The organism is Mesorhizobium sp. RSR380A (genome assembly GCF_054719385.1).
Genome location: NZ_JBTTIB010000001.1, coordinates 3384418 through 3405991 on the forward strand (window position 1 = coordinate 3384418; position 21574 = coordinate 3405991).

The window sequence follows — 21574 nt, forward strand, 5'->3', positions numbered from 1 at the left end:
CTATTCGGCTCCGCACGACACCTTGCCGGTCAATTCTTTCGGCTTGCCGTCCTGTTCCGTGTCGGCGGCGTTGTCGTAGACGGCAAGCGTGTACCGGCCGTCATAGACGCCCTCGTCACTGGTCTTGGTCAGGATCGTCAGTTCGACAGAGTTGAATTTATCTCCGAGCTGATGCTCGTGGTAGACGTTCAGCCGCAACTCCTTGTCGTCCAGCCAGTACTGGGTGAGGTCGGAATCCTCAAAGACGGTCTTGCGCAGACTGTCGCCTTCCGGCCGGCCAAGTATCTCGAGATCGCCGCGAAAATTGAAGGTCGGGCCGCCCATACCTCTGGTGACCCCGGCGCCGACCTCGAATTGCACCGCTTTGTCATCGACGGAACACCAGACGCCGCCCGATGCGGAAGCCGCAGCGGCCGACAAGAGTAGCGCAATAGCGCAGATGATCGTCCGCATTTTTCTCCCCAAACCACACACCCGATCGCATTGGCGCCCGACTGCGCCGGAAGGTCAAGTCTGCCGAACTTGCTGCTGACCCAATGCAGGGCACCAACACGGCCAATTGCGGTTGCCGTCGCCAATTGGGTAGTGTGCCGGCCGAGAGGGATTTCATGCACAGCACGAACAGTTCAAAAGCATCCATCGGCGGTATCAGCCGTGACCGCATCGCTGCATTGCGGACAAGCGAGGCGAACACCTTCCGCAAGGCGCGGCCGAAATCGCAGGCCAAGGTCGGTAACGGCCTGCCAGGCTTCTTCGGCGGTGTGCCGATGCACTGGATGAACGACTGGCCGACGCCATTCCCGATCCTGGTCGAAAGCGCCAAGGGCGCCGCCATCACGGATATCGACGGCAACAGGCTGGACGATTTCTGCCTCGGTGACACCGGCTCGATGTTCGGCCATTCGCCGCCGCCGGTGGCGCGCGCCATCCGCCGCCAGGCCGGGCGCGGCCTGACCTATATGCTGCCTTCGGAAGATGCGCTGGCCATCGGGCCGCTGCTCACACAGCGTTTCGGTCTGCCGTTCTGGCAGATCGCCACCACCGCCACCGACGCCAACCGCTTCGCGCTGCGCGTCGCCCGCGCCGTCACCGGCCGCGAAAAGATACTGGTCTTCAACGGCTGCTATCACGGCTCGGTCGACGAGACGATGGTCCGGATGGTCGACGGCAAGCCCGTGAATCGGCCGGGGCTGGCGGGTGAGTTTCGCGACCTGACCAAGACGGCGAAGGTCATTGAATTCAACGATGTCGCCGCGCTGCAAGCAGCGCTCAAGGACAAGGATGTCGCCTGCGTCATTGCTGAGCCGGTGCTGACCAATTCCTGCATGGTGCTGCCCGATCCGGGTTTTCACGACGCCTTGCGCAAACTGACGCGCGCGGCCGGAACGCTGCTTCTGATAGACGAGACGCACACGATTTCGACTGGACCCGGCGGCTACACCAGGAAATTCGGGCTGCAGCCCGACCTGTTCGTGCTGGGCAAGCCGATCGCCGGCGGCGTGCCGGCAAGCGTGTGGGGCATGAGCGACGAGGCCGCCTCGCGCTATGCCGACTACAATCGAACCAAGGAGCCGGGCTATTCCGGCATGGGCACGACGCTGTCGGCGAACCCGCTGCAGTTCGCAGCCATGCGCGCAACGCTCGAAGAGGTGATGACGCAGGAGAATTATGCCCGGATGGATCGCCTCGCCCTGCGGCTCGATGCCGGGCTGACCGGCGTCATCGATCGCTACAATCTGCCCTGGCATGTCGCCCGCGTCGGCGCCCGCGTCGAGTTCATCTGCGCCCCTGGCCCGCTCAGGAACGGCGCCGAAGCCGAGACTGCCCATGCGCCGGAGCTTGAGGCGGCTATCCATGTCGCGCTGGTCAACCAGGGCGTGCTGATCGCGCCCTTTCACAACATGATGCTGATCTCACCGGCCACCACCGGCGCCCAGGTCAACCGGCTGGTCACCGCCTTCGCCACGGTTGCGGCAAGGCTGACGGCATGAGACAAGCTGCCAAGCCAAACTCGAGTACACTAATCATGACTTCACCTTCGGGCTCGACGCCCGCCGAGGCGCAAGCCTTTCTCGACGCCCATCCCGAAATCGAAGCCTTCGACATCGTCTTGACCGACGCCAACGGGGTCGGCCGCGGCAAGATCGTGCGCCGGCATGAGCTGAAAAGCATCTTCGAGGGCGGCCGCCACATGCCGATCTCGATCCTCGGCCTCGACATCACCGGGGAGGATGTGCACGAAACCGGGCTGATCTGGACGACTGGAGACGGCGATCTCAGGGCATGGCCGATCCCCGGCACGCTGGTGCCGCTTTACGGCACGAACCCGCCGCGCGGCCAGTTGCTGATGGCGATGTACCATCTCGAGGGACAGCCTATGTCGTCGGACCCACGGCTGGCGCTGGCCAGGCAGGTCGACATCTTGGCGGCCAAGGGCCTCTATCCCGCCGGCGCCTTCGAACTCGAATTTTTCCTGCTTGCCAATGAGCGTGACGCCGACGGCAAGGTAAAGCCGGCGGACGCCGTGCTCGACGGCCGCCGCTCGGCCAAGACGGAAGTCTATTCCGTCGACCATCTGCACGGCATGGAGCCGCTGTTTTCCGACATCTATGCCGCGGCTAAGGCGCAAGGCATTCCGGCCGAAACGGTGATTTCCGAATACGCGCCCGGCCAGTACGAGCTGACGCTGAATTACCGCAAGGATGTCATGCGGGCGGCCGACGACCTCGTCATGTTGAAGCGGCTGGTGCGGGCGCAGGCGCGCCGCCATGGTGTTACCGCCTGCTTCATGGCCAAGCCGATCGAAAAATATGCCGGCTCCGGCATGCATTTCCATGTTTCGCTGCAGGACAAGAACGGCCGCAACGTTTTTGCCGAAGCAGGCGGCGAAAGCTGGTCGCTGCCGCTGCTGCAGGGGCTCGGCGGGCTGATCCAGACCATGGCCGAATCGATGCTGGTGTTTGCGCCGCACGCCAATTCCTGGCGGCGCTTCGTCTCGCAGTCCTATGCGCCGGTGGCGCCGACCTGGGGCGTCAACAACCGTTCGGTGGCGCTGCGCGTGCCGGCCGGCGACGCCAAGAATCGGCGCATCGAGCACCGGCCGTCGGGCGTCGACGCCAATCCCTACCTGATCGCGGCAACGGTGCTGGCCGGCATCATCAAGGGTCTGGACGAAGGCCTCGACCCCGGCCCTGAAACCACTGGGAATGGCTATGAAGCCGCTGTCACGCGCACGACCATGCCGGTCGACTGGCGCGCCGCGATCGAGGCGGCGCGGGCCTCGAGCTTCCTGAAAGAGGCGCTTGGCGAGGATCTGCATCGCACCTTCGTGGCGATCAAGCAGTCGGAGTATCTGCGCGTCGCGCGTACGGTGAGCGAGCTGGACTACCACCTCTACCTGCACGAGGTCTGAGAGACCGTTTCGAAATTCTACTCCGGCGGCCATCGATGGTGGTTTCTGCGCTTCCGATGCTCACGGACCAAATGTCCGCTGCGCTTCGGTTCTCGAAACCACCACCATATGACTCGCCAGAGCGAATTTCGAAACGGTCTCTGATTGCCCTGACGGCGGGCGGCGATCACTTTTTCGCCGCCTGCATCAAATGAGGTGGCGCTGCAGCCTTCAAGAACATATCATGAACGGATGAGCGCGCCCACCGTCCGTGAAAAGCTGGCAATCCTGTCTGACGCCGCCAAATACGACGCCTCCTGTGCTTCGTCCGGCTCGGCGAAGAAGGATTCGCTCCAATCCGGCGGTATCGGCTCCACAGAAGGCATGGGCATCTGCCATTCCTACGCGCCGGATGGCCGCTGCATTTCGCTCCTGAAAATCCTGCTCACCAATTTCTGCATTTACGATTGCAGCTACTGCATCAACCGCTCGTCATCGAATGTGCGCCGCGCCCGCTTTAGCATCGACGAGGTGGTGAAGCTGACCATGGACTTTTATCGGCGCAACTACATCGAAGGCCTGTTCCTGTCCTCCGGCGTCATCCGTTCGCCCGACGAGACCATGGCCGAAATGGTGGAAGTGGCGCGGCGGCTGCGGCTGGACGAAAAATTCTCCGGCTATATTCATCTGAAGACCATTCCGGAAAGCTCGGCCGAACTGGTCGAGCAGGCCGGGCTCTACGCCGATCGGCTGTCTATCAACGTCGAACTGCCGACCGATGAGGGCGTCAAGAAACTGGCGCCGGAGAAGAAGCCGGAAACGATCCGGCTTTCCATGGCGAACCTGCGCCGGAAGATGGAGGAAAAGGCCGAGCCGACGCTGAGGACCAAGAAGCGCGAACGCTTTGCGCCCGGAGGTCAGTCGACGCAGATGATTGTCGGCGCCGACAAAACATCCGACGACGGCATTTTGCACACCAGCGCGCGGCTCTATGGCAGCTATCACCTGCGGCGCGTCTATTATTCCGCCTTCAGCCCAATCCCGGATTCGTCATCGTCGCTGCCGCTGCAAAAACCGCCGCTGATGCGCGAGCACCGGCTCTATCAGGCCGACTGGCTGATGCGTTTCTACGGCTTTTCGCAGCCGGAAATCCTCGCCGGCAGCAGCGACGGCATGCTCGATCTCGCCATTGACCCCAAGCTCGCCTGGGCTTTGCGCAATCGGGCGAGGTTTCCCGTCGACATCAACCGCGCCGATCGGGAAGCGCTGCTGCGGGTTCCGGGTCTGGGCACCAAGGTGGTGGCGAAGATCCTTGAAACCCGCCGCCACCGACGTATGCGGCTGGAAGATGTCGGACGGATCTGCCATTCGATCGCCAAGCTGAGGCCCTTCATCATCGCCGAAGGCTGGTCGCCGGGCGGACTCACCGACAAGACAGGCCTGCGCGATACGATCGTAAAGTCCTGCGAACAACTGTCGCTGTTTTGACCATGCAGCCGGCCCAGCTCGACCTTGCCCGATACACCGTCCGGCTAGCGAGCCAGACCGATTTCGCCGGTTGGCGCGATGCGGCACGGCGTCTGGCGCTGAATGAGGTCCGGCCTGAGGATATTAGTTGGGGTGTCGGGTCCGACGCCAATGATCCTCAAGATGCCTTGCCGGCGGTGCCAGAGGGCGCGCAGCTTACCGTCCCGCGCGAGTTCATCGCCCATGCAGAAACTGCCTTCTGCCACTCCGACCCCGGCCGGTTTGCCTTTCTCTACCGGATGCTTTGGCGCCTTCGCACCGAGCCGAAACTGCTGGCGATCGCATCCGATCCCGACACCAGGCGGCTCGAAGCCATGGAAAAGGCGGTGCGGCGCGACAGCCATAAGATGCATGCCTTCGTACGCTTCCGGAAGATCGGCGACGGCGAGAACGAGCGCTACGTCGCCTGGTTCGAGCCGGAGCATTTCATTGTCGAGCGCAACGCGGATTTCTTCGTCCGGCGGTTCACCGGCATGCGCTGGACCATCCTGACGCCCTATGCCTCCGCCGACTGGAACGGCGAAAGGCTGGCGATCGGGCCGGGTGCGGCCAAGGGCGATGCACCCGATCAGGACGACACCGAGGCGTTGTGGCTGACCTATTTCGAAAACATCTTCAACCCGGCGCGGCTCAAGGTGAAGGCGATGCAGAAGGAGATGCCGAAGAAATATTGGCGGAACCTTCCCGAGGCCTCGCTCATTCCAGATCTGATCGCAGGAGCGGACGAGGCCGCCAGGGATATGATTGCCAGACTGCCGACAATGCCGGCGCCGCACCACGCCAAGCTGCAGGCGAAACATTGGCCGAAGCGCGAGCCGGCCGAGGCGCCGGACGATGACGCCAACACCATTTCCGAGCTACGCGAAGCCGCGAAAGGCTGCCGCCGCTGCCCGTTGTGGCGCGACGCGACACAGACCGTGTTCGGCGAGGGGCCGGATGACGCCAAAGTGGTCTTCGTCGGCGAACAACCTGGCGATCAGGAAGATCTCGCCGGCAAACCTTTTATCGGGCCAGCGGGCAAAGTGTTCGATGCAATTCTCGATGACGCAGGCGTCGACCGGCAAAAAGTCTACGTCACCAACGCCGTCAAGCACTTCAAGTTCGAGCCGCGCGGCAAGCGCCGCATCCACTCGAAGCCAAATACCGGCGAAGTCCAGGCCTGCCGCTGGTGGATCGGCCGGGAGCTTGAGCTGATCAAGCCGGACCTCGCCGTGGCGCTTGGGGCAACGGCGGCGTTGTCGCTGCTGGGCAAGGCCATTGCCGTGACGAAAATGCGCGGCCAGTTGATCGAACGCGAGGATGGCTTGCGCGTGTTCATCACCATCCACCCGTCCTTTATCCTGCGCATTCACGAGCCGACGGACAAGGAGGCTGAGCGCGAGCGGTTCCTAAAGGATATGAAAGAGGTGAAGCGGCTGATGGGGTCGTGAGATGAGCGAAAGCCTCAGCGACATCGTCATCCGCGGGCGAACAAGGAGCTTCGCTCCTGCTTCGCCCAGGGATGACGAAGCTGAGTGGCTTCACGGTCGTGAATCCAACGTTGGAAACTTCGGCCGCCACGGCCGAATTAACTGATCAGGATTGCCCTCAGATCATTCACATTCGTACCCGTCGGCCCCGGCACGAACAGATCGCCGATCGCGTTGAACGCCGTCCAGGCATTGTTGCCGGCCAGCATCGCCTTGGCGCCGACGCCGGCGGCACGCATGCGCGAGACGGTCGAGCCATCGGCAAAGGCGCCGGCATTGTCTTCCGAGCCATCGATGCCGTCGGTATCGGCGGCCAGTGCATGAATACCTTCCGCGCCGCTGATGCCGATGGCAAAGGCGAGCAGGAATTCGGAGTTGCGGCCGCCCTTGCCCCTTTTTCCGTCAACAGGGGCCCGCAAGGTCACGGTCGTCTCGCCGCCGGACAGGATCAGCACCGGCTTTTTGAACGGCCGGTTGCGCGTCGCCACTTCGCGCGCAATGGCTGCATGCACGCCACCGACCTCGCGCGCCTCGCCCTCGATGGAATCGGAGAGGATGACGGCTTCGATGCCCTGCCGTTTTGCCTCAGCGGCTGCCGCTTCCAGCGACACGCCAGCCGAGGCGATCAGGTGCACTTCATTGCGTGAAAAGCGCTGGTCATCCGGATCTGGCGCATCGGCCTCTGGCGAGTTGATGTGCGCCATGACGGCGTCGGGCAGTTTCATGCCGTAGGCCGCTATCGAGGCCAGCGCATCGGCGCGGTTGCCGGAGTCGGGCACGGTCGGGCCGGAGGCCACCAGGGCCGGGTTGTCGCCGGGAATGTCAGAGACAACCAGTGATACCAGTTTGGCCGGCCAGGCGGCAGCTGCCAGCCGGCCGCCCTTGATGGTCGAGAGATGCTTGCGGATTGTGTTCATCGCCGCGATCGGCGCGCCGGAGGCAAGCAGCGCCTCGTTGACGGCGATTTCGTCGGCGAGCGTCAGGCCGGCGGCAGGCGACGGCAGCAGCGCCGATCCTCCGCCCGATATCAGCGCCACTACCAGGTCGTCCGCAGTCAGCCCTTGCACCTTTTCGAGCAGGCGCCGCGACGCCTTAAGACCGGCAGCGTCCGGTACCGGATGTGCCGCCTCGATGATTTCGATGCGCTCGCATCTGGCGCCATAGCCGTAGCGGGTGACGACCAGCCCTTCGATTGGGCCATCCCACACCTTCTCGAACGCGGCCGCCATCTGCGCCGAGCCCTTGCCGGCGCCAATGACAATGGTACGGCCCTTGGGCCTGGCCGGCAGATGATCCCTGATGGTCCGTTCAGGATCGGCAGCGGCAACAGCGGCATTGAAGATCGAGATGAGAAAGGATTTGGGATCGAGCACGGTTATCCTTGGCCGTAACTGGCGGTTTTCAAAATGAGCAAACGTTGGCGCTGCCCCTCACCCTCACCCCGTGAAAGACGGGGAGAGGGGATCGCCAGCGCTCGAGCTTGTCCTTTCTCCCGTCACTATACGGGGAGAAGGTGCCGGCAGGCGGATGAGGGGCAGCGCCAACGTCACGATTTACCTTCCGGCGGCAGCGCCAATTGTGTCCGATCGACGCCGAGATGATCGCACAGTGCATCGACGACGACGCCATGATCCTGGCGTTCCGGCAGGCCGGAGACGGCGATGACGCCGATGACGCCGGCACCCTTTACAGTCACCGGAAACCCGCCGCCGGCCAGTACGTAATCAGCAATATCCAGCCCCTCGCCGACCTTGAAGGTGCGGTCCGGTCGCTGCTGTTCCAGCACCAGACGATAGGTGCTCCTGAGGTAGCGCTTGACCACATTGATCTTGCGTCGTGCCCAGTCGGGGTTGGAGGCGTTTGAACCGGGCATCGCGGCATAAAACAGCGGCCGATCCCACAGCCTGATATCGACAATGATGGGCAGCTTTTCGGCCAGCGCCCGCTCGCGGATCGCCGCGCCGACCTTGAAGGCGACGGCCTCGTCGAAGGCCGGGAAGACCAGCGTCTCTTCCTGTTTCTGGATCAGAGCGATGTCGTCCGCGGCGGCCATTTTGTTCTCCGAAATCGTCACAAATCGTGTGTACGACAAGCTCCGCCCGGTCAAGGTCTCGTCGCGGTGGTGGTCTTGCCCCGCCAGGGTCGACCCCCACTCCGTCGAGCTTCTCTCGACACCTCTCCCCCGATCAACAGGGTAGAGGAAGGGCGCCAAGCTGTCCGAACCGGCGCCCGTCCTCCGAAGCAAAGGCTCCCTTCCTCTCCCTCCGGAGGGGGAGAGGTGGCGCCGCGAAGCGGCGACGGAGTGGGGGAACCACTTGGCAACCAGGCGCAATCATCATCTTGTCCCGCGCGGATGATGGGTCCTACCCCACGATCATATCGATCTTGGCCGGCCGCCCCGCAACATAGACCTCGCGCACCGCGCGGTCGTCGCCCAATGTCTGCAGCAGGAACAGCTCCTCCGCCAGCGTCCCCACAGTCTCCATCCTCAGCCGCATCGCCGGCGTGGCGCGGGCGTCGAGCACGGTGATGTCCGCGTCGGTGCCTTCATCCAGCGTGCCGACCTTGTCCGCCACAGACAGCGCCTCGGCATTGCCACGCGTTATCTGCCAGAAGGACTGGAACGGGTTCAGCTTTTCGCCATTCAGCGCAATCACCTTGTAGCCCTCGTCCATGGTGCGCAGCATCGAATAGTTGGTGCCGCCGCCGACATCGGTGGCGGCAGCGATCCTGAGCGGCTTGTCGCGGCGACGAAAGCGCTGGTAGTCGAACAGGCCGGAGCCGAGGAACAGGTTCGAGGTCGGGCAGAACACCGCCACCGAGCCTGAGTCCGACAGCGCATCGGCCTCTCGTTCCGAGAGATGGATGCAGTGGCCGAACAGGCTCTTTGGCCCCAGCAGGCCATACTGCTCGTAAACATCGGTGTAGTCGCGCGCCTGCGGATAGAGTTTTTGCGTGAAGGCGATTTCGGCGTGGTTTTCCGACAGATGCGTCTGCATGTGCAGGTCGGGGTTTTCGCGGCAGAGCGTGCCGGCCATCTCCAGCTGCTCGGGCGAGGAGGTGATGGCGAAGCGCGGCGTGATCGCATAAAGCTGGCGGCCCTTGCCGTGCCATTCCGCAATCAGCGCCTTCGTATCGTCATAGCCGGATTGCGGCGTGTCGAGCACGCCTGCCGGCGCATTGCGGTCCATCATCACCTTGCCGGCAATGTTGAGCATGCCGCGCGCATGCGATTCGGCAAAGAACGCTTCGGCAGACGCCTTGTGCACCGAGCAGTAGGCGGCGACCGTCGTCGTGCCGTGGCGCACCATCTCGTCCAGGAGCAGCCGGGCGATGCGGCGGCCATGCTGAGCGTTGGCGAATTTGGTCTCTTCGGGAAAGGTGTAGGTGTTCAGCCAGTCGAGCAGTTCGGCGCCGTAGGAGGCAATGACCTGCATCTGCGGAAAATGCGCATGCGCATCGATGAAGCCGGGCAGCAGCAGATGCGGCCGATGATCGATCTTTTTCGCACCGTCGCCCGCTTGCTTTTCGACTTCCGTGTAGCTGCCTACGGCAACGATCCGGCCGTCGCGGATCAGCAGGCCGCCATCCTCCTCATAGCGCCAGGCGGCATGGTCGTCGATGGCTTCGGGCCAGCGCAAAAAACTTAGGGTGCGGCCGCGCAGAAGTGTGGAGGTCATCCCTATTTCCCTGCGCCTTCGAACCAGGCGACCAGCAGCGCCCGTTCCTTGTCGCTGATCTGGGTGACGTTGGCGGGCGGCATGGCGTGGCTGCGCCCGGCCTGCAAATAGATTTCACGCGCATGCTCGGCAATGCCGGCGTCGGTGTCGAGCATCACGCCCTTCGGCGCATGGTAGATGCCTTCATAGACCGGCTCGGCCGTATGGCACATCGAGCAGCGGCCAAGCACGGTGTCGCGCACCGCCGGGAAATGCGACGAGGCGATATAGACTTCGGCCGCGGCGGATGCCTTGAGCTCGCCGGTCAGTATTTTCGGCGCTGTCGACAGCCACATGATGATGACGAACAGCACCGCAGCCGCCATCCAGGTCCAGTGCGGGTTGCCGGCACGCTTATGCACGGTGTTGAAATAGTGCCGGATCAAGACGCCGATGATGAACACCAGCGAGGCGATGACCCAGTTGAACTCCGTCGCAAACGCCAGCGGATAGTGGTTCGACAGCATCAGGAACAGCACGGGCAGCGTCAGGTAATTGTTGTGCAGCGAGCGCTGCTTGGCGATCTTGCCGTATTTCGGGTCGGGCTTGCGGCCGGCAATCAGGTCGGCGACGACGATCTTCTGGTTTGGAATAATCACCATGAAGACATTGGCCGACATGATCGTGGCGGTGATGGCACCGAGATGCAGGAAAGCGGCGCGGCCGGTGAACAGATGCGTCAGCCCCCAGGCGATGAACACCAGCACGCCATAGAGCACCAGCATCAGTCCGGTGTCACTTTTGCCGAGCGGCGACCGGCAGAGCAGATCGTAGACAACCCAGCCGACGCCGATCGTCGCCATCGACAGCAGGATGCCCACGGGAACCGACATGGACAGAACATTGGGGTCGATCAGGAACAGGTCGGCGCCGGCATAGTAGACCACGCACAGCATGGCGAAGCCGGACAGCCAGGTGGCGTAGGATTCCCATTTGAACCAGGTCAGGTGTTCCGGCATTTCGGCCGGCGCCACCAGATATTTCTGGACGTGGTAGAAGCCGCCACCATGCACCTGCCATTCCTCGCCGGATGCGCCGACCGGCATGCCGGGGCGCTGGCGCAGGCCAAGGTCGAGCGCGACGAAATAGAAGGACGAGCCGATCCAGGCGATGCCGGTGACGACGTGCAGCCAGCGCACGGCGAAACTCAGCCAGTCCCAGAAAATCGCGAAATCCATCATGTGAAATCGTCCCTGCCGATCGGCTGACTTTACGGTGTGGGGCGCAAACGAAAAGAGGCGAGGTGTACGATGACTTTCAAAAAAAAATGGAAAATACTAGGCTGACCACGTACGCCGCCACATAAAGAGCCACGAATGGCCTATCTCGACAACATCGCCGTCTTCGTCCGCGTCGTCGAGCTTGGCAATCTCTCGGCGGCGGGCCGAGACATGCGCATTTCGCCGGCGGTCGCCTCCAACCGCATCAAGGAGCTGGAAAAACACCTCGGCGTGCGGCTGTTCAACCGCACCACACGGCAATTGATGCCGACGGAGCATGGCACGGTGTTCTACTCCGGCGCCAAGCAGGTGCTGGAGGCGATCACCGAGGCGGAAGCCGCGGTCTCGGCTCTTTCCGGCCAGCCGCGCGGCACCATCAAGGTGACCGCCCCGCTCGGCCTTGGACGGCGGCTGGTGGCGTCGGGCATTCCGGATTTCCACGACAAATACCCCGATATCGAGGTGCGGCTGAGGCTCTCCGACCACAATATCGACATCATGAAGGAAGGCATCGACGTCGCCTTCAAGCTCGGCATCATCGAGGATTCCAGCCTGCGGATGCGCGGCATCATGGAATGTGAACGCGTGCTGGTGGCGGCACCGAAATATCTCGAAGCGCGCGGCGAGCCGGTGGAGCCACAGGAGCTGATCGGCAAGAAGCACGACTGCCTGATGCTGCGCTATTCCGGGGCGCGCGAATATGTCTGGACGCTGCAGACGCCGTCCGGCCCGCAGAAATTCGAGGTGCACGGCCCCTACGACACCGACGATGGCGATGTGCTGACCGGCTGGGCGCTGTCGGGCCGCGGCATCATCAACAAGCCGCGGTTCGAAGTGGAACCTTTCATCCGCGACCGGCGGCTGCAGGTCATCCTGGCCAGCACACCGCCAACGCCGGTGCAGTTCGCCGCCGTCTATCCGCACAAGAAGCTCCAGGATCCAAAGGTGCGGCTGCTGCTCGACTTCATGGCCGAGCGTTGCCAGCGGCTGATCAAGGATTTGCTGGCCGGCAAGTGAGGGGCTGTTGGCCCAGTCGCCAGGATTGTCTTACAAGCAGGTGACCTTAGGTTCGCATACGCTGCCCTATGATCGATGGTCCCATGCCGACTGACCAGCAAGCCACAATGCATCTTGCCGTTTCGCTCAACATTGCTTGCGGGCAGCCGCTCGGGTTTAGCGACCTGGCCGGCTTAGCCAAGCAAGCGGAAGCGGCGGGGCTGGACATGATTGTCCTCGATGATTCCGCGCCGAACAGCGCCGGGTCGAGTTCTTTCGAAGCGACGACCTTGCTGGCGGCGCTGGCGACGATGACAAGTCGGATCGGCCTTGTCGCTGCAGCCTCGACGGTCGCTCACCAGCCGTACAATCTGGCGCGCCGTTTTGCTTCGCTCGACATCATCAGCCATGGCCGCGCCGGCTGGCACGCCACCATGGCGCAGGCGCCAGGGGAAGCCGCCAATTTCAGCCGGCCGGATGGATTTTCCGACGATGTGTTCCGCCGCCGCACGCAGGAATACATCGGCATCGTTCAGCGCCTGTGGCAGGGCTGGGATGCCGACGCGCTGCTGTTCGACAAGATCGGCGGCCGCTTCCACGATCCCGAAAAAATGCACCTGCTCGACCACAAAGGCGAATTTTTCTCCGTGCGCGGGCCGCTGAACGTCGCGCGCTCGCCGCAGGATACGCCGGTGCTGGTGCTGTCCGGCCTGTCCGAGGCCGACCTGGATATCGCCGCCCGCACCGCCGATGTCGTCCTGCTGGACAGACCCACAAAGGACCCCAAGGCGCGCCATGACGATCTCAAGCGCCGCGTTGTGGCCTGCGGACGCGATCCGGGTGCGGTCAAGCTGCTGCTGAACGTTGGCGCAGATGTCGCTGCCAACGCGCTCGAAACATGGTTCAGCTCGCAAAGCTGCGACGGGTTCAACATCGCAATACCGCCTGCGGCGATTGACGGTTTCATCGGCCGCGTGCTGCCGGAATTGCAGCGCCGCGGCCTCGTCCGCCCGGATTATCCCGGCACCACCTTGCGCTCTCATCTCAGACTTGCCGGAGGAGCGCAATGACCCGCCAGATGAAGCTTGGCGCCTTCCTGTGGGCGACGGGCCACCACATCGCCGCCTGGCGTCACCCCAAGGCGCATGTTACTGCAGGCATCGACATCGATCATTACATCCAGCTGGCGCGCACGGCGGAAGCGGCGAAGTTCGACATGGTGTTCTGCGAGGACGCCGCCGGTCTGCGCGAAGCCAATGTCGGCATCGCCAGCCAGACCTCACGCTCGATCGGCTTCGAGCCGATCAGCCTGCTGTCCGCGCTCGCCGTGCAGACCAGCGGCATCGGCCTCGTTTCGACGGCGTCGACCAGCTACAACGAGCCCTACGGTCTGGCGCGCACCTTTCTGTCGCTCGATCATCTGAGTGGTGGCCGGGCTGGCTGGAACCTGGTGACGTCGGCCAGCCCCATCGAAGCCGCCAATTTCGGCGCGATGGGCCTGAAACCCCATGCCGACCGCTACGAGCGGGCGCGCGAATTCGCCGAGGTGGTATCAGGACTTTGGCAAGGCAGTGGCTTTCACGGTCACAACGGCCAGAGCTTTTCGATGCGCGACCCGCTCGACCTGCCGCGCTCGCCGCAGGGCGCGCCGGTGATGGTGCAGGCCGGCGCCTCGGATGTCGGCCGCGACCTTGCCGCCCGCACCGCCGACGTCGTGTTCACGGCGGCGCAGACCCTCGAGGAAGCCAAGGGCTTTTACGACGACCTCAAGGGCCGTATGGCTGCCTATGGGCGTCAGCCCGACGACATCAAGATCATGCCGGGCGTCTCCCCCGTGGTGGCGGAAACCGAGGCCGAAGCGCGGGAGAAACAGGAGGAATTGCAGGCGCTGATCCCCGACGATGTCGGCGTGGCGCTGCTGTCCAGCTATCTCAGCATCTCCGATCTCGGGAGCTATCCGATCGACGGACCGATGCCCGAGCTGCCGGAGACCGAGGGAATGAAAAGCCGCCAGGCGCTGGTCATCGAACAATCGCGCCGCAACGGCCTGTCGATCCGCCAGCTTGCCCGCCATTTCGCCGGCGCACGTGGCCATTGGCGTATCGTCGGCACGCCGGCGCAGATCGCTGACGAATTGCAGGCGCGGTTCGAGGGCGGCGGCGCGGACGGCTTCAACGTCATGCCGTCATACTTCCCCGGCGAGCTCGATGCCTTTGCCACGCTGGTGGTGCCGGAACTGCAGCGGCGCGGACTGTTCCGTCGGGAATACGAAGGCAGCACCTTGCGAGATCATCTCGGCCTGAAGCGGCCTGCTTAGCCGCGCCGAAGCTTAGCCGGCCATCATCTTATGCTGGACTTGATGGTCGGCATTCGGCGCGGTGTTGTGAACGACCAGCGCCGTCATGATCTCGGCCGCGGCCAGCGCAGCTATGACCGGTGGGCGCTTGTCCTTGACCGCATCGCCGCCGATCGGCGAGACGAGGCGGGCGAACTCAGCCTCCGTGCCCTCAGCCGATTTCAGGAACCAGTTCCTGAACGTCGCTCTCTTGGTTTTCGAGCCGATCATGCCGACATAGGCCGCGTCGTCGCGCTTCAGCGCTTCGGCGACGATGAGGAAATCCAGCGCATGGTCGTGGGTGAGGATGGCGAAGGCGGTGCCGGCGGGGGCGTTTCGCACCTCGGCCTCGGGCATCGGCGTCAGCCGCGTCTCGACGGTTTCCGGCATGCCTTCCAGCGCTTCGGCCCGCGTCTCGATGACGACACCACGCACGGGAAGAAGTGCAACAGTCGAGGCCAGCGCCCGGCCGACATGGCCGCCGCCGAAGATATAGACATGCGGCAGGTGGGCTTCCTCGGCTTCTGCGGCCGCGATCAGCTCGGCAGTAAGCGCGGCATCGACGACACGGATCAAGACTTCGACGCGCCCGCCGCAGCACTGGCCGATCTCGGGGCCTAGCGGCACGTCAAGCGTGGCGCAGACTTCGTCGAAGCCGATGCGGGCTTCTTTACCCTCCCCCTTGGGGGGAGGGTCGGTGAGCGGACGCCGTGTGGCGGCGTCAGCGAAACGGGGTGGCTTGGCACGATCGTCCGCACCCCCACCCCGGCCGGCTTCGCCGGCCGACCCTCCCCACAAGGGGGAGGGTGAAGACCCCACCATCTGCCTCGCCTTGTCGATCGCGATGTACTCGAGCTGACCGCCGCCGATCGTGCCAAAAGTCGCCGCCTGCGAGACGAGCATGAAGGCGCCCTTCTCGCGGGGGGTCGAGCCCTTGGTACTGGCCACTTCGACCAAGGCAAACCGGTCGGCGCTGGCGAGAAAAGCTCTGAGGCTTTGCACTTTCGACTTCATATTTCGCATTCCCGTACGGGAAATATAGGGTTTTTCAGTCTGAATTGCACGTTTTGCCAGAATCCAGGTCAGAGTCAGGCGCTATTCTTGGCTTCACCCTTCAGCCGTTGGATCGCCATCAGCACCCTTTCTGGTGTTGCAGGAGCGTCGAGACGCGGACAGGCCTTATGATCGGCCACACTTGCCACCGCGTCCGACAGCGCATGCAGCACAGACATGCCGAGCGGGAAGGGCGGTTCGCCGACCGCCTTGGAACGGTGCACCGTCGGCTCGTTGGCCTCCGGCCAGTCGGCCAGCGTGACGTTGAATATCTTCGGCCGGTCGGACGCGAGCGGGATCTTATAGGTCGACGGCGCATGCGTGCGCAGCCGGCCCTTGTCGTCCCACCACAGTTCCTCCGTCGTCAGCCATCCCATGCCCTGGATGAAGCCGCCCTCGATCTGGCCGAGATCGATGGCGCGGTTCAGCGAGCGGCCGGTTTCATGCAATATGTCGGTGCGCTCGACGACATATTCGCCGGTCAGCGTGTCGACCGAGACTTCCGAGCACGAGGCGCCATAGGCGAAATAATAGAACGGACGGCCCTCGCCCTTGTCACGGTTCCAGTGGATTTTCGGCGTCTTGTAAAAACCCGCCGCCGACAGTTGGATGCGGGCCATATAGGCCTGCTTGACAAGGTCGGTGAAGGCGATCTCCTGGTTGCCGATGCGCACCCGGTTGGGCAGGAAAAGCACCTGCTCGCGCGGCACCTGGTATTTTTCGGCGGCGAAGTCGGTCAGCCGTTCCTTGATCTGGCGGGCGCCGTTCTGCGCCGCCATGCCGTTGAGGTCGGTGCCGGACGACGCCGCGGTGGCCGAAGTGTTAGGCACCTTGCCGGTGGTCGTCGCGGTGATCTTGACCTGGTCGAGGTCGATCTGGAACTCTTCCGCCACCACCTGCGCCACCTTGACGTAGAGGCCTTGCCCCATCTCGGTGCCGCCATGGTTCAGATGCACCGAACCGTCGGTATAGACATGCACCAGCGCGCCGGCCTGGTTGTAGTGCGTGGCTGTGAAAGAGATGCCGAATTTGACCGGCGTCAGCGCCAGGCCGCGCTTGATGAAGCGGCTGTTGGCGTTGAAGGCCTGGATGATGCGGCGGCGCCCCGCATAGTCGGCGCTCGCCTCCAGCTCGGCGACGATGCGGTGGATGATGTTGTCCTCGACCGTCTGGTGATAAGGGGTGACGTTGCGGCCCCCGTCTTTATCACCACTGGTGCCATAAAAATTCTGCTTGCGGATTTCGAGCGGGTCCTTGCCGACGGCAAAGGCAACCTCGTCGATGACCCGTTCGGCGCCGACCATGCCCTGCGGGCCGCCGAAGCCGCGAAACGCCGTGTTCGACACGGTGTTGGTGTAAAGCGGCGCCGATTGCGCATGCACCGCCGGCCAGAAATAGGTGTTGTCGCAATGGAACAGCGCGCGGTCGGTGACCGGTCCGGACAGGTCCGAGGAAAAGCCGCAACGCGCCGCAAACATGAAATCGACGCCTAAAATGTTGCCGTCGTCGTCGAAGCCAACGTCGTAGTCGACAAGGAAATCATGGCGCTTGCCGGTGGCGATCATGTCGTCGTCGCGGTCGGGCCGGATTTTTACCGCGCGATGGTGTTTCTTGGCGGCGATCGCAGCCAATGCCGCAAACTGGTTGCCTTGCGTCTCCTTCCCGCCGAAGCCGCCACCCATGCGGCGGATTTCCACTGTGATGGCGTTGCTCGGCACGCCCAGCGCATGGCTGACCATATGCTGCACTTCGCTCGGATGCTGGGTCGAGGAATAGATGGTGACGTCCTGGTCCTCGCCGGGAATGGCCACGGCGATATGGCCTTCCAGATAGAAATGCTCCTGGCCGCCAATGCGCATCTTGCCCTTCAGCCGGCGCGGCGCCGCCTTGATCGCGGCGGCGGCATCGCCGCGCTTCAAGGTCAGCGGCGGCGTAACCAGCTTGTCCTTGCGGGGGTCGAGATCGCCAATGTCGGTGACGAAAGGCAATGGACTGTATTCGACCTTGGCCAGCCGGGTGGCGCGGCGCGCCTGTTCGCGCGTCTTGGCAATAACGCAGAAGATCGGCTGACCATAAAACTGCACCTTGTCGTCGGCCAGCACCGGCTCGTCGTGTCGACCGGTCGGCGAAATGTCATTTTCGCCCGGAACGTCCTTGGCCGTCAGCACATCGACGACGCCCGGCGCCGCGCGCACCGCCGACAGATCCATTTTGCTGATCGTCGCATGCGTCGCCGTGGACAGGCCGAGGCAGCCATGCAGCATGCCCGCCGGTTCCGGCATATCGTCGATATAGACCGCGCTGCCGCTGACATGCTTGTGCGCGGAATCGTGGCGCTGGTCGGCGGCGACGCCACCGGAAATCTTCTGCGCCTTGAGATCTGGAGAGGCGTGCTTGTTCATCAGGCCGCCTCGTTGCGTGACACCTGGAACGGCGCCTTGCTGCCGCTGGTTTCGGCAAAAAAGCGCAGCAGCAGGTTCCTGGCCGCCAGCGCCCGGTATTCGGCCGATGCCCGCATATCGGTCAGCGGGGTGAAATCGCCCGCATATTCAGCCATGGCCGCTTCCACCGTCGTCTCCGTCCACGGCTTGCCGAGCAGCGCCTTTTCGACACCGAAAGCCCGCTTTGGGGTCGCCGCCATGCCGCCATAGGCGATGCAGACATCGGCCACCGTGCCATCCTTGGCCAGGTCGAGGAAAAAGGCGCCAAGGGCTGCGGTGATGTCCTCGTCGCGGCGCTTGGTGATCTTGTAGACGGCAAACTTCGTGCCCTTGGCCGGCACAGGGACATGCACGGCCTCGACGAATTCGCCTGGCTGCCGGTCCTGCTTGCCATAGGCGATGAAGAAATCCTCGAGCGCGATGGTACGCCGCTTCTTGCCGCGGCGCAGCGTAAGCTGCGCACCAAGCGCAATCAGGGGCGGCGGCGTGTCGCCGATCGGCGAGCCGTTGGCGATGTTGCCGCCGATGGTGCCCATGTTTCGTACCTGTTCGCCGCCGATGCGGTCGAACAATGGCCCGAGCGCGGGGATGCGCTTGGCCAGTGTTGCGAAGGCGTCGGTGTAGGTAACGCCGGCTCCGATGGTGATGACGTCATTGTCTTCGGAGATCGCGCACAGCCCCTCGAGATTGCCGATGAAGACTACCGGTGAGATGTCGCGCATGTGCTTGGTGACCCACAGGCCGACGTCGGTCGAGCCGGCGACAACAGTGGCGTCGGGTTCCTTATCCAGTACAGCGGCGAAATCATCGGCGTTGGCCGGGACGACCAACCTCAGCTTGCCGGCGCCGATTTCGACGCGGGCACCGTCATGCATAGCCTCGAGCCTGGCGGTGATCGCCTTGCGCTCGGCCGCCAGCGGATCCTTCGCCGCCTTGCCGTAGCTGGAGATGGCACGCGCGGCGCGCATGATTGCCTCATAGCCGGTGCAGCGGCAAAGATTGCCTTGTAAGGCCTTCTCGATCGCCGCATTCGACGGGTCCGGCGACTTCATCCACAAGCCGTAGAGCGACATAACGAAGCCCGGCGTGCAGAAGCCGCATTGCGAAGCGTGGAAATCGACCATCGCCTGCTGCACCGGATGCAATTGGCCAGGCGCGCCGCGCAGATCCTCGACGGTGACGACATGGGTGCCGTCGAGCGAACCGAGGAAACGGATGCAGGCGTTGACGCTTTCATAAACCAGCTTGCCGGCGGACAATTTTCCGACCAGCACCGTGCAGGCGCCGCAATCGCCCTCGGCGCAGCCTTCCTTGGTGCCGCGCAGCGAGCGGTCGAGCCGCAGCCAGTCGAGCAAGGTCGCGTCGGGCGCCACCGACGACAGCGCTACATCCCTGCCATTGAGGATGAAGCGGATCTCGTTGCGTATGGTGATCTTGGCCATGCGTCAGCTCCCCCTGTAGGTCGAGTAGCCATAAGGAGAGATAAGCAACGGCACGTGATAATGCACGGATTCCGCCATGCCGAAGCGGATCGGCACACTGTCGAGGAAGGCCGGTTCCGGCAGTTTGGTGCCCTGGCCGCGTAGATAGTCACCGGCGGCGAACACCAGTTCGTATTCGCCAAGGCGGAATTCCGCTCCTGCCAGCAGCGGCGCATCGCAGCGGCCGTCGGCATTTGTGACAACGGTCTTCAGATGCGTCCGCGCCGCGCCCCCCAGATGATAAAGCGCGATCGACAGGCCAGCCGCCGGCTTGCCGGTCGCGGTGTCGAGCACATGCGTCGTCAGACGTCCGCCATCGGCTTTCGACGTTTCTGCCACTGGCGCCTCCCATTTCCGATACAGCCGAACAAAGCAGTGAATTGTGCGCCAATTAAAGGCGATGCATAAGTCCCGGTCGAGCGGAGTGGCACAAAAACACTTTCAAAAATTTCGGGGGAATGCGCGAGCAACCCTTTCGACTATCCTGATCACAACTTCCGGCAGCGTCCGGCGGGGAGGGGCAATGCGTTACTCTAGAGACATGCGCGGCTACGGAGCCAATCCGCCGGATCCGAAATGGCCGGGCGGGGCGCATGTGGCCGTCCAATTCGTCGTCAACTACGAGGAAGGCGGCGAGAACTGCGTGCTGCACGGCGACAAGGCCTCGGAAGCCTTCCTGTCGGAAATCGTCGGCGCCGCGCCCTGGGTCGGCCAGCGCCACTGGAACATGGAATCGATCTACGAATATGGCGCGCGGGCAGGCTTCTGGCGGCTGCTGCTCCTGTTCAGCGAGGCGCAAGTGCCGGTGACCTGCTACGGGGTCGCCTCAGCACTGGCCCGGTCGCCCGACCAGGTGGCGGCGATGCAGGAGGCCGGCTGGGAAATGGCCTCGCACGGCCTGAAATGGATCGACTACCGCGACCATGCCCCAGAAGACGAGCGTCGCGATCTCGAAGCGGCGATCAAGCTGCACTACGAGGTGACGGGCCAACGGCCGACCGGCTGGTACACCGGCCGCACCTCGGTCAATACGGTGCGGCTGGTGGCCGAAGAGGGCGGCTTCGACTATGTGTCGGACACCTATGACGACGAACTGCCCTACTGGTTCGAGCACAGCGGCGGCGCGCAACTCGTCATCCCCTACACGCTCGATGCCAACGACATGCGTTTCGCCACGCCGCAGGGATTCAATTCCGGCGACCAGTTCTTCGCCTATTTGAAGGACAGTTTCGACACGCTCTATGCCGAGGGCAAAGCGGGCCGGCCGCGGATGATGAATATAGGCCTGCATTGCCGCCTCGTCGGACGTCCCGGGCGGGTGGCGGCGCTGAAGCGCTTCGTCGACTATGTCAGATCGCACGACAAGGTCTGGCTGGCACGGCGCATCGATATCGCCAGGCACTGGCAGGAGAACCACCCCTACCAGCCGGCGGCGCTCAAGCCGTCGAAGATGGCGTTCGAGACCTTCGTCGACACTTTCGGCGGCGTGTTCGAACATTCGCCCTGGATCGCCGAACGTGCCTATGAGCTGGAGCTTGGGCCGGCGCATGACGGCGCCGGCGGCCTGCACAATGCGCTCTGCCGCGTCTTCCGCGCCGCCAGCGAAACCGAGCGGATCGGCGTCCTCAACGCCCATCCCGATCTCGCTGGCAAACTGGCCGAAGCGAGACGCCTCACTGCGGAATCCACACGCGAGCAGGCCTCCGCCGGCCTCGACGCGCTGACCGACAAGGAGCGCGAGCTGTTTTCCAAGCTCAACGCCGCCTACGTCACCACCTTCGGCTTTCCCTTCATCATCGCGGTGCGGGGCAAGACCAAGGAGGAGATCCTCGCCGAGTTCGAGGCGCGCATCGGCAACAGCCGTGGCGTAGAACTCGATACCGCCTGCAAACAGGTCGAGCGCATCGCGCTGCTCCGCCTGAAAGACATGCTCCCGCTCTAA

The 21574-nt window shown here is 63.6% G+C and carries 17 protein-coding genes; 8 read left to right on the top strand and 9 right to left on the bottom strand.

Going from position 1 to position 21574, the window contains the following annotated elements; translation table 11 throughout:
• The gene (locus tag ACYG9Z_RS16455) at positions 1-453 is read right to left on the bottom strand and encodes a hypothetical protein (protein WP_023683507.1); all 453 of its coding nucleotides are present in this window, start codon (positions 451-453) and stop codon (positions 1-3) included.
• Positions 454-608: 155 nt separating this feature from the next.
• Between ACYG9Z_RS16455 and ACYG9Z_RS16460 the strand changes: the two genes are divergently transcribed.
• The 4 genes from ACYG9Z_RS16460 to ACYG9Z_RS16475 all read left to right on the top strand — a co-directional run bounded on the left by ACYG9Z_RS16460 (position 609) and on the right by ACYG9Z_RS16475 (position 6348).
• Positions 609-1991: an aspartate aminotransferase family protein gene (locus tag ACYG9Z_RS16460; protein WP_023752459.1), complete on the top strand. Its 1383-nt coding sequence runs from the start codon at positions 609-611 to the stop codon at positions 1989-1991.
• 35 nt (positions 1992-2026) lie between these two features.
• The gene (locus tag ACYG9Z_RS16465; RefSeq protein ID WP_023683505.1) at positions 2027-3412 is read left to right on the top strand and encodes a glutamine synthetase family protein; all 1386 of its coding nucleotides are present in this window, start codon (positions 2027-2029) and stop codon (positions 3410-3412) included.
• A gap of 231 nt (positions 3413-3643) precedes the next feature.
• The gene (locus ACYG9Z_RS16470; RefSeq protein ID WP_023694722.1) at positions 3644-4879 is read left to right on the top strand and encodes a putative DNA modification/repair radical SAM protein; all 1236 of its coding nucleotides are present in this window, start codon (positions 3644-3646) and stop codon (positions 4877-4879) included.
• A 2-nt stretch (positions 4880-4881) separates the two neighbouring features.
• On the top strand, positions 4882-6348 hold the full coding sequence (locus ACYG9Z_RS16475; RefSeq protein ID WP_023694723.1) for a UdgX family uracil-DNA binding protein: 1467 nt from the start codon (positions 4882-4884) through the stop codon (positions 6346-6348).
• Between the two features lie 137 nt (positions 6349-6485).
• Here the strand turns inward: ACYG9Z_RS16475 and ACYG9Z_RS16480 are convergent, their stop codons facing one another.
• The 4 genes from ACYG9Z_RS16480 to ACYG9Z_RS16495 all read right to left on the bottom strand — a co-directional run bounded on the left by ACYG9Z_RS16480 (position 6486) and on the right by ACYG9Z_RS16495 (position 11287).
• Positions 6486-7766 carry a glycerate kinase type-2 family protein gene (locus tag ACYG9Z_RS16480; protein WP_023752458.1) on the bottom strand — a complete coding sequence of 427 codons (1281 nt, stop codon included), beginning with the start codon at positions 7764-7766 and terminating at the stop codon, positions 6486-6488.
• A 167-nt stretch (positions 7767-7933) separates the two neighbouring features.
• Entirely contained in the window at positions 7934-8440 is a 507-nt protein-coding gene (locus ACYG9Z_RS16485) for a heme-degrading domain-containing protein (RefSeq protein ID WP_023711326.1), read from the bottom strand.
• A 310-nt stretch (positions 8441-8750) separates the two neighbouring features.
• The gene (guaD, locus tag ACYG9Z_RS16490) at positions 8751-10067 is read right to left on the bottom strand and encodes a guanine deaminase (RefSeq protein WP_023752457.1); all 1317 of its coding nucleotides are present in this window, start codon (positions 10065-10067) and stop codon (positions 8751-8753) included.
• Positions 10068-10069: 2 nt separating this feature from the next.
• Positions 10070-11287, bottom strand: coding sequence for a urate hydroxylase PuuD (locus tag ACYG9Z_RS16495; RefSeq protein WP_023752456.1), 1218 nt, complete (start codon positions 11285-11287; stop codon positions 10070-10072).
• 135 nt (positions 11288-11422) lie between these two features.
• On the opposite strand from ACYG9Z_RS16495, the gene ACYG9Z_RS16500 reads away from it, so the two are divergent.
• The 3 genes from ACYG9Z_RS16500 (at position 11423) to ACYG9Z_RS16510 (ending at position 14639) form a co-directional block, all read left to right on the top strand.
• Positions 11423-12343, top strand: coding sequence for a LysR family transcriptional regulator (locus ACYG9Z_RS16500; protein WP_023671373.1), 921 nt, complete (start codon positions 11423-11425; stop codon positions 12341-12343).
• Between the two features lie 107 nt (positions 12344-12450).
• Positions 12451-13392 (top strand): LLM class flavin-dependent oxidoreductase, encoded by a 942-nt coding sequence (locus ACYG9Z_RS16505; RefSeq protein WP_023752455.1) that lies wholly within the window; start codon positions 12451-12453, stop codon positions 13390-13392.
• Entirely contained in the window at positions 13389-14639 is a 1251-nt protein-coding gene (locus ACYG9Z_RS16510) for an LLM class flavin-dependent oxidoreductase (RefSeq protein ID WP_023752454.1), read from the top strand. The genes ACYG9Z_RS16505 and ACYG9Z_RS16510 overlap by 4 nt, the downstream gene beginning before the upstream one ends.
• A gap of 12 nt (positions 14640-14651) precedes the next feature.
• On the opposite strand, the gene xdhC is transcribed toward ACYG9Z_RS16510, so the two are convergent.
• The 4 genes from xdhC to uraH form a co-directional block, all read right to left on the bottom strand.
• Positions 14652-15671, bottom strand: coding sequence for a xanthine dehydrogenase accessory protein XdhC (xdhC, locus tag ACYG9Z_RS16515; RefSeq protein ID WP_460222835.1), 1020 nt, complete (start codon positions 15669-15671; stop codon positions 14652-14654).
• 74 nt (positions 15672-15745) lie between these two features.
• Positions 15746-18112 (bottom strand): xanthine dehydrogenase molybdopterin binding subunit, encoded by a 2367-nt coding sequence (gene xdhB, locus ACYG9Z_RS16520; RefSeq protein WP_023752453.1) that lies wholly within the window; start codon positions 18110-18112, stop codon positions 15746-15748.
• Positions 18112-19593, bottom strand: a complete 1482-nt coding sequence (gene xdhA, locus ACYG9Z_RS16525; RefSeq protein ID WP_023746572.1) for a xanthine dehydrogenase small subunit — start codon at positions 19591-19593, stop codon at positions 18112-18114. The genes xdhB and xdhA overlap by 1 nt, the downstream gene beginning before the upstream one ends.
• A 3-nt stretch (positions 19594-19596) precedes the next feature.
• Positions 19597-19971, bottom strand: a complete 375-nt coding sequence (uraH, locus tag ACYG9Z_RS16530; protein ID WP_023746573.1) for a hydroxyisourate hydrolase — start codon at positions 19969-19971, stop codon at positions 19597-19599.
• 184 nt (positions 19972-20155) lie between these two features.
• Here uraH and puuE point away from each other — a divergent pair, with 184 nt between their 5' ends.
• Positions 20156-21574: an allantoinase PuuE gene (puuE, locus tag ACYG9Z_RS16535; RefSeq protein WP_023746574.1), complete on the top strand. Its 1419-nt coding sequence runs from the start codon at positions 20156-20158 to the stop codon at positions 21572-21574.

Bases quoted from the DNA above. Each gene is read 5' to 3' on its own strand.
- ACYG9Z_RS16455 (WP_023683507.1), bottom strand. From the start codon at position 453: ATGCGGACGATCATCTGCGCTATTGCGCTACTCTTGTCGGCCGCTGCG.
- ACYG9Z_RS16460 (WP_023752459.1), top strand. From the start codon at position 609: ATGCACAGCACGAACAGTTCAAAAGCATCCATCGGCGGTATCAGCCGT.
- ACYG9Z_RS16465 (WP_023683505.1), top strand. From the start codon at position 2,027: ATGACTTCACCTTCGGGCTCGACGCCCGCCGAGGCGCAAGCCTTTCTC.
- ACYG9Z_RS16470 (WP_023694722.1), top strand. From the start codon at position 3,644: ATGAGCGCGCCCACCGTCCGTGAAAAGCTGGCAATCCTGTCTGACGCC.
- ACYG9Z_RS16475 (WP_023694723.1), top strand. From the start codon at position 4,882: ATGCAGCCGGCCCAGCTCGACCTTGCCCGATACACCGTCCGGCTAGCG.
- ACYG9Z_RS16485 (WP_023711326.1), bottom strand. From the start codon at position 8,440: ATGGCCGCCGCGGACGACATCGCTCTGATCCAGAAACAGGAAGAGACG.
- guaD (WP_023752457.1), bottom strand. From the start codon at position 10,067: ATGACCTCCACACTTCTGCGCGGCCGCACCCTAAGTTTTTTGCGCTGG.
- ACYG9Z_RS16495 (WP_023752456.1), bottom strand. From the start codon at position 11,287: ATGATGGATTTCGCGATTTTCTGGGACTGGCTGAGTTTCGCCGTGCGC.
- ACYG9Z_RS16500 (WP_023671373.1), top strand. From the start codon at position 11,423: ATGGCCTATCTCGACAACATCGCCGTCTTCGTCCGCGTCGTCGAGCTT.
- ACYG9Z_RS16505 (WP_023752455.1), top strand. From the start codon at position 12,451: ATGCATCTTGCCGTTTCGCTCAACATTGCTTGCGGGCAGCCGCTCGGG.
- ACYG9Z_RS16510 (WP_023752454.1), top strand. From the start codon at position 13,389: ATGACCCGCCAGATGAAGCTTGGCGCCTTCCTGTGGGCGACGGGCCAC.
- xdhC (WP_460222835.1), bottom strand. From the start codon at position 15,671: ATGAAGTCGAAAGTGCAAAGCCTCAGAGCTTTTCTCGCCAGCGCCGAC.
- xdhB (WP_023752453.1), bottom strand. From the start codon at position 18,112: ATGAACAAGCACGCCTCTCCAGATCTCAAGGCGCAGAAGATTTCCGGT.
- xdhA (WP_023746572.1), bottom strand. From the start codon at position 19,593: ATGGCCAAGATCACCATACGCAACGAGATCCGCTTCATCCTCAATGGC.
- puuE (WP_023746574.1), top strand. From the start codon at position 20,156: ATGCGTTACTCTAGAGACATGCGCGGCTACGGAGCCAATCCGCCGGAT.